Here is a 7,570-nt window from a genome sequence, read left to right on the forward strand (position 1 = left end):
ATCAGCAGACCGGAGGGGGGCACGATGACGGAACCGCGCGTGGACCGGTTCAGTGGACTCGTCGGACGCGAGGACGAACTCGCCCTGCTGGACCGCGCACTGCAGGACGCGCGGAAGTCGGTGGGTGGCACGGTGTGCGTGACCGGAGAGCCGGGGATCGGGAAGACCAGGCTGGCCGGCGAGGCGATCACGCTGGCCCGGGAGGCCGGGATGACCGTGCTCAAGGGCCGCTGCATCGCCACCGGCCCGGCCGTGCCGTACCGGTCGCTCACCGAGGCACTGCTGTCACTCGCCCGGGCCGGTGGCGCGCCGCCCACCGACGCGCTCGGACCGTACCTGCCCGTGCTCGGCCGTCTGGTACCCGAGTGGGCGATCGGGGACGCCTGCGACCGGTCGCCGATCGTACTGGCCGAGGCCGTGCTCCGGCTGGCCGCCGCCTGCGGCCGGGAGCGCGGCTGCCTGCTCGTCATCGACGACCTGCACGACGCGGACGTCGAGACGCTGGCGGTCCTGGAGTACCTGGCGGCCAACCTGGCCCTGCTGCCGGTCGCCGTCGTCGCCACCCTGCGGGACACGCCCGGCGCCGCCCACGCGCTCGCGGACACGCTGGCCCAGCGCGGGGAAGCCGGCCTGGTGAGACTCGGCCGGCTCGGTGCGGCGCAGGTGCACGCGCTGACCGCGAGCTGTCTCGACTGCCCGCCGGACGAGCTGCCGGTGGCGGTGTCCGACCGGGTGCTCGCCGACAGCAGTGGAATCCCCTTCACCGCAGTCGAGTTGATCCGCGGCATGCGCGCCGAGGGCCGACTCGTCCACACCGAGAACCACTGGCAGCTGGTCGGCACCAGCCGCGCGGCCATCCCGTTCAGCCTGGTCCGGGCGGTCGAGCAGCGGGCGGAGCGGCTCGGACCGCAGACGCTCCAGCTGCTGTCGGCCGCCGCAGTGCTGGGCCGCAGCTTCCCGTTGTCGGTGGCGCGGCGCTGCGCCGCGCCGGACGACCCCGAACCCGCCGGCTCGCTGCGCTCCGCCGTCGTCGACGGCCTGCTGGTGCCGGACGACGAGCGTGGGCCGGACTGGTACGCCTTCGAACATCCGCTGACCCAGGAGGCGCTGCTCGACCGGCTCACGCCGGCCGACCGGGCCGAGCTCGCCGCCCGGGCCGTGGCGGCCATGAACGAGCTCGACCCGAGCCTGCCCGGCACGTGGTGCCTACTGGCCGCGCGGCTGCACGGGCAGGCGGGGGACCGCCGGACCGCCGCCGTCCGCTACCTGGAGGTGGCCCGCCGTGCCCTGGCCGGCCACGGGCCCGGAACGGCGATCGCGGTGCTGCACGAAGCCCGGTCGGCCTTGGGGCCCGTCGACGGATCGGACATCCGTCCGCCCGACGACGCCGTACCGGCCGGCGTGCGACGGGAGTTGCTGGAGACCCTGCTGCTCGCCCTGGCGGACGACGGCCGGCTCGACCGGGCCACCGAAGTGGCGCAGCAACTGCGCCGGGCCGATGTCGAGGCCGATCCGGGACGCCGGGTCGAGCTGCACGTGCGGCTGGCCTGGGCGGCGCAGGTGGCCGGGCAGTGGGACGTGGGACTGGAACAGGTCCGCGCGGCCCGGGAGCTGCTGCCCGAGGGGGCGGGTGCGCGGGACACCGCGGGCATCGATGTGGTCGAGGCCTACCTGATGGTGTCGACAGCGGAGCAGGGGCGGATCGGCCGCAGCGAGCAACTGGCGCGCCGGGCGATCGAGGGCGCGGAACAGCGCGGTGACCACGCACTGGCCTGCCAGGCGTGGTACGCGATGGGTTTCGCGACCCGTGGGCGCTCCCTGGCCGAATCCGACCAGTGCTTCCGCCGCACGCTGCGGATGGCCGCCGAGAGCCGCCAGGTGAGCTGGCACAACCACGGGCTGATCGGCCTGGGCAGCAACGCCTGGCTCGCCGAGGCCGACCTGGACGGGCTGCACCACGCCCACCAGGAGGCGATGCGCACCGGTTGCGTGAGCCTGGCGCACAACGTCGGGGCGATGCTGGCGCTCGACGCGGTGCTGCGGGCCGACTTCGACCGGGCCACGGCCCTGCTGGACGGCTCCAGGGCCGAGACCGAGCGGCTGCAGCTGCACTCGGTGACCCGGTACGCCCTGATGGTGCGCGCGGTGGCCGCCGCCCACCGGGCCCGCAGGCCCCAACTGCGGGCGGCACTCGCCCGGTTCCGGGCCAGCGGTGGGAGCGAGTCGCGGGAGGCACCGCTCGTGCTCGGCCTGGCCGAGCTGTTCTGCGCGCTGCTGGAGGAGGACCACGAGCAGGCGGCGGAGCTGGCCGCGCGGCTGGCCGCCGCCGTCCCGCCGGACGAGGAGAACTACTTCCACCTCGCCGGTAGCCACGGGCTGGTCCTGCTGCTGTCCGTACTGGGCGGGCGAGCCGACTGGGCGGAGGTCGAACGGATCACCGCGAGTCAGGCGGGCCGGATGCGGTGGAACCGGCAGTTCGTCGGCCTGGCCCGGGCGGTCCTGTACGGTCGGGAAGGTCGCCCGGCCGAGGCGGTGGCGGCGTGTCGCGCTGCGCAGGCCGACGCGGTGATCTTCCCGACGGCTCGTCACCTCGGCCTGCGTCTGGTCGCCGACGCCGCAGTCACCGACGGATGGGGGGAAGTCCGCGACTGGTTGACCGAGGCCGAGACGTACTTCCACCACTCCGGTGCCGACGCCATCGCCGTCGCGTGCCGCTCCCGGCTGCGTTCGCTGGGCGCTCCGGTCGGGCAGCGCCGCACCGGCACGGATCGGATTCCGGCCGAACTCGTCGCGCTCGGCGTCACCATGCGCGAGTACGACGTCTTCTGCCTGCTGGTCGAACGCGTCGGCAACAAGGCCGTGGCCGCCCGGCTGCAGATCTCTCCCAGGACGGTCGAGAAACACATCGCCAGTCTGATCGGCAAGACCAACTCCGCCACCCGCGCCCGGCTGTGCGATTTCGTGGCGGACTTCCTCGCCGCACGGTAGGCCTGCCGGGAATCCGACCCGCCACCCTGTCAGAGATGGTGATGGTGTGTCAGAGTAGTGGAGTGACAGTGCAGGCGACTCGGTCGGTTCCGCTGCCTGCGGCGTCCGGCGCCTGGTGGCTGCCCGCACTGTCGTCGGCCGAGCGCGATGCCCTGCCGCCCGGACGGACGCCGCACTGGGCCACGTTGGTGGAACAGGCGCTGCGTTGCGCCGGCTCGGCGCCCGGCGGGCGGGTCCGCCCGCTCCCCGGGGCGGGCCCCGAGGGCCGACTGCTGCATCCGCTGCGGCCGTTCCTGCGGACCGCCTCCGACCACTTCGCGGCGGCGAACCCCGCCGCGGCGGAGCGGCGAGTGGTGTGGGCCGGTGCACGGCGCCACCTGGCCGGCGGCTTGGTGCGGCTGGCCGGGCGCACACTGGTACAGGAGTTGGGACACGCGCGCCGGGCCGGAACCCTGACCGGGCAGGACGGGCGGGAGCGGTTCGACACGTTCCTGAGGGAGGTCGCCGCCGGGCCGGCCCTGGGCGCGGTGCTGCACCGTCATCCCGTGCTGGCCCGGCTGCTGGCCGAACGGTGCATGCGCACCGTGGCCACGGCCACCGAACTGCTGGAGCGGCTCCACGCGGACCGGGAGCAGCTCACCGCCGCCCTGCTCGACGGCGAGCCCGGTCGGTTGACCCGGGTCCGCTTCGGACTGGGGGACCCGCATGCGGCGGGTCGGTCCGTCGCCGTGCTGGAGTTCGACGGCGGGCGGCGCCTGGTGTACAAGCCGCGCCCGCTCGGTCTGCACGCCCGGTGGAACGACCTGCTCGCCTGGTTCGGCCGACACCGGCCCCGACTGGCGGTGCGAGCCGTCCGGTTGCTGCCGCAGGCGGGGTACGGCTGGGCCGAGTACGTCGCGCCGAGCCCGTGCCGGTCCCAAGCCGAAGTCGGGCGGTTCTACGAGCGGCTCGGCGCCCAGCTCGCGCTGCTGCACGCGGTGAACGCGGTCGACATCCATGCCGAGAACCTCATCGCCGCGCGCGACCAGCCGGTCGTGGTGGACATGGAGACGCTGTTCCACCCGTGCTGGGTGCCCGTCACCGATGGCGGCGCCGATCCGGCCGCCCGGGCGCTCGCCGCGTCCGTGCAGCGGACCATGGTGCTGCCGAACCCGCGCTTCGGCGACGGCGGTTCACTCGACCTCTCGGCACTCGGTGGCCAGGCCGACCAGTGGACGCCGGACCCGATGCCCGGGTGGGCGGACGCGGGCACCGACCTGATGCGGCTGGTCCGCCGCCCGGCCCGCTGGCCGGGTGCCGACAACCGCCCGGTGCTGGCCGGGAGACCCGCCGATCCGGCCGACCACCTCGACCGGCTGCTGTGCGGATTCCGCGCCGGCTACCGGGTGATTGCCGCACATTCCCATGAACTGCTCGGCGAGCAGGGGCTGTTGTCCCGCTTCGCGGGTGAGACGATGCGCCTGGTCGCGCGGCCCAGCCAGAGCTATGCGACGCTGCTCGCCGAGGCGACCGAGCCGGAGCTGCTGCGCAACCGCTCCGGTCGGGAGCGGGCCTTCGCCGCACTGCACGACGAGACCGGCCACCCGCACCTGCACGTGCTGGCGCCCCACGAACTCACCGACCTGCTCGCCGGCGACATCCCGTTCTTCACGATGACCCCCGCCGACCGCACCCCGCGGACCTGGGACGGTCGCGAACTCCCGTTACTGCTCGACGAATCCGGGCTGACGGCCGCCGCCAGGACGATCCGGGGGATGTCGGAGGACGACCTCGACCGGCAGGCATGGCTGATCCGCGCCTCCCTGGCGGCCGCCGGACGACGGTCTCCGGGCCGCCATGCTCCGGGCCTCCATGGTCCTTGGTGCCCCGCCGCCGAATCCAAGGACGCCTACGACGGTGACCTGGGTGCCCGGGCGCTGGAGCTCGCACGGGGGATCGGGGAGGACCTGCTCGCCCGGGCTTGTCGGGGCGAGGGCCGGGTGAACTGGCTCGGGCTGCAGGAGGCCGGGCCGGGACAGTGGGCGGTGTTGCCGATGGGCATGGCGCTCGGCGACGGCTACACCGGCCCGGCGCTGTTCCTCGCCGAGCTGGGCCGGCTCACCGGGGCGGTCCGCTATCAGGAGGCCGCCGACCAGGCCGTCCGCGTCCTGCCCCGGCTCCTGAGGCTCTTGGCGGAGCACCCCGAACTCGCGCGCGCCGTGGGGCCGGGCGGCTTCTCCGGGCTCGGCGGCATCAGCTACGCCACCGCCCGGCTCGCCACCCTGCTGGACTCCCCGGAGCTGAGCGCCGCCCTGCCCGCCGGCCTCGCCGCCCTTCACACGGCCGCCGTCGACCCGGCAGCTCCCATGGACATCGCCGACGGCCTGGCCGGTGCCCTGCTCGCGGCCGAGGCCGTGCACGCTCAGACGCGGCTGTCGGCAGCTGCCGAACTCGCCCACACTGTCAGGACCTTGGCGGTCCATCGGCCTCGTCCTGAGCGGCCCGGATTCCTCCACGGCCACGAGGGCGTCGCGTGGGCCCTGCGGGAGCGAGCGGCGGTGGACCCGGCGGACGCCGACGGCCCCGGCCGGTTCCCGGACCGGGTCGGCCGGGCGCTGCGCGCCCGCACGGCGGACCAGCACAAGGCCCTTCTCGCCGACCGCGTGCCGATGCCGGACCACTCGCTCCGCCACGGCGAACTCGGCCTGCTGGAAGCACTGGTGGAGCCTGAGCCGACCGATGCCGGCCGGCGCGGTACGGCCGCTCGACTGATGCGGTCCGTCGAACAGCAAGGCGCCCGCTGCGGCACCCCCGGTGAGGTGCCCACACCCGGCCTGCTGACCGGACTGGCCGGCATCGGCTACGGCCTGCTGCGGCTCGGCTTCGGCCCCAGGATCCCCTCGGTGCTGCTGTTGCGACCAGCAGCAGGACCGGGGCCCGTCGAAGAAGAGGGAGGGCAACACCATGATGGACGGCGAACTGCTCGACAGAGTGGACAACGAGCTGCAGGAGACCGACGAGCGTCGCACGGCGGCTGACCACGCGGCCCGCCAGGCCCGGCTGCGGGTGGCGATCCTCGCCGGCCTGACCGTCGGCGCGGCTGCCGTGGTCGCACTGGGTCAGGTGGATCCGAACACAAGCACCGTCGCGAGCATCGTCATCTGAGACCGCGCCATCGTCCGAGCCAGGTGGTGGGCCCGCCCTCGGGCGGCCCCACCACCGAGCTGGCCATCCAGCAGCACCGGTTCGACAACGTCGACCTGCCCGCCGAGTCGTTTCCCCGAAGTCAAGCTCTCCTCCAGTCCGAACGACGGATCGCTTCGCAGTCCAGTCACCGGGCTGGTGGCAGCCTCGGCCGTTGCTCCGGGCAAGCAGTGCGACGGCCGAGGCCCCCAGGCCGGGCGAGGCGGTGCTTCCGCTGACGATGCGCAGCTCGTTCAGGCCCTTGATACCGAGCTTCACGCCGAGCGAGTAGGAGCCGTTGTGGTTCGTGGACACGGAGGCCGGCAGGGTGACCCACTTGGACACGGCCGTGTGGTTCAGGGACTGTCATCTGTAGGGACGCTCCCACTCACCGTATCGGTTGTGCGCGGATTGTCACCGCCGCGTGACAGTCGGCAGTGATCAAGGAGGGGCGCAGCATCGGGCCCGCCGGCCGGGACCGCGCGGCGAAACCCCGGACGGGCATCGCTCCGGGTGAGAGGTTCGCCTGTTCGGGTCAGCGAGGATGACGGCCGGGAGACGGTGCCCGGAGACCTTCCTACCGTTGGACTCCGGGAGGCTGCATCCCCGCGGAGCCCGGCCGAGGACCTCTCGCCCGTCGGCCACCGCTCACGCCGAACCCGGCAGTCGACTTCCACCGTGACCGCGCAAGGTCCGGGTCGAAGGAGATGAAGGACATGAACACCACGCGCACCGCCCGCACGCCCGCGACACCCGCACTGAACGGGTGCCGGACATCACGCCGCCGTGTTCGGGCACGGATCGGGCTCGCCGCGACCGCCACGGCCCTGTCGCTGCTGCCGATCGCCCCGTCCACCGCCAGCGCGGCACCCCACCTCCCGCTCACGCAGATCGTGCGGGAGGCCAAGGTGAAGGCGCAGCAGGAGCACCCCGGCTCGCAGTTCTACGATGCGGAGGCCGTCCTGTTGGCACCCACGACCAACCCCGATGACGTCCAGGCCTGGTGGATCCGTTTCCGGGCCAAGGGCTCGGAGCCGTCCTTCGAGTACAAGTACTCGACCACCGGTCAGTACCAGAGCACGCAGCCGTGGAGCGTCCCGATCGGGATCCAGGCCGTCTCCCCGTTCACCATGACGGAGGTCCAGGCCCACGATCTGGCCGTCAAGGCCGGGCACACCGGTGCGTTCAAGCCCCTGTACCTCAATGAGCCCGTCGTGCAGAACCCGCATCCCACCTACTACTTCTGCATTCCCAGCGAGGGCAGGACGGTGGCGGTGGACACCGTGACGGGCCACGTCACCACGCCGTGGTCGTGCCAGTGACCACGGCGTGAGCCCAGTTCGGTGGCCGTCACCCCGCGGGGGTGACGGCCACTGGCGGGGGGGGCGCCCAGGCGGGGGGCCCCGCGGGGGGCGCGGCC

General features: G+C 73.7%; 4 protein-coding genes. All 4 read left to right on the forward strand.

The features are described 5' to 3' along the window. The first annotated feature begins 24 nt into the window (after nucleotides 1-24). Entirely contained in the window at nucleotides 25-2,988 is a 2,964-nt protein-coding gene (locus ABT048_RS26660; protein WP_350524035.1) for an ATP-binding protein, read from the forward strand. Nucleotides 2,989-3,056: 68 nt separating this feature from the next. Then, a complete protein-coding gene (locus ABT048_RS26665) occupies nucleotides 3,057-6,005 on the forward strand; it encodes a type 2 lanthipeptide synthetase LanM family protein (protein ID WP_350524036.1) in 2,949 nt (982 codons plus the stop codon). Further along, on the forward strand, nucleotides 5,932-6,132 hold the full coding sequence (locus ABT048_RS26670) for a hypothetical protein (RefSeq protein ID WP_350524037.1): 201 nt from the start codon (nucleotides 5,932-5,934) through the stop codon (nucleotides 6,130-6,132). The genes ABT048_RS26665 and ABT048_RS26670 overlap by 74 nt, the downstream gene beginning before the upstream one ends. A 734-nt stretch (nucleotides 6,133-6,866) precedes the next feature. Next, on the forward strand, nucleotides 6,867-7,472 hold the full coding sequence (locus ABT048_RS26675) for a hypothetical protein (protein ID WP_350524038.1): 606 nt from the start codon (nucleotides 6,867-6,869) through the stop codon (nucleotides 7,470-7,472). Nucleotides 7,473-7,570: the final 98 nt, after the last annotated feature.

It is taken from the genome of Kitasatospora sp. NPDC096140 (assembly GCF_040303045.1).
Classification (GTDB): Bacteria; Actinomycetota; Actinomycetes; order Streptomycetales; family Streptomycetaceae; genus Kitasatospora.

Excerpts from the sequence above, each read along its gene's own strand:
- ABT048_RS26675 (WP_350524038.1), top strand. The coding sequence starts at position 6,867 with ATGAACACCACGCGCACCGCCCGCACGCCCGCGACACCCGCACTGAAC.
- ABT048_RS26670 (WP_350524037.1), top strand. The coding sequence starts at position 5,932 with ATGATGGACGGCGAACTGCTCGACAGAGTGGACAACGAGCTGCAGGAG.
- ABT048_RS26660 (WP_350524035.1), top strand. The coding sequence starts at position 25 with ATGACGGAACCGCGCGTGGACCGGTTCAGTGGACTCGTCGGACGCGAG.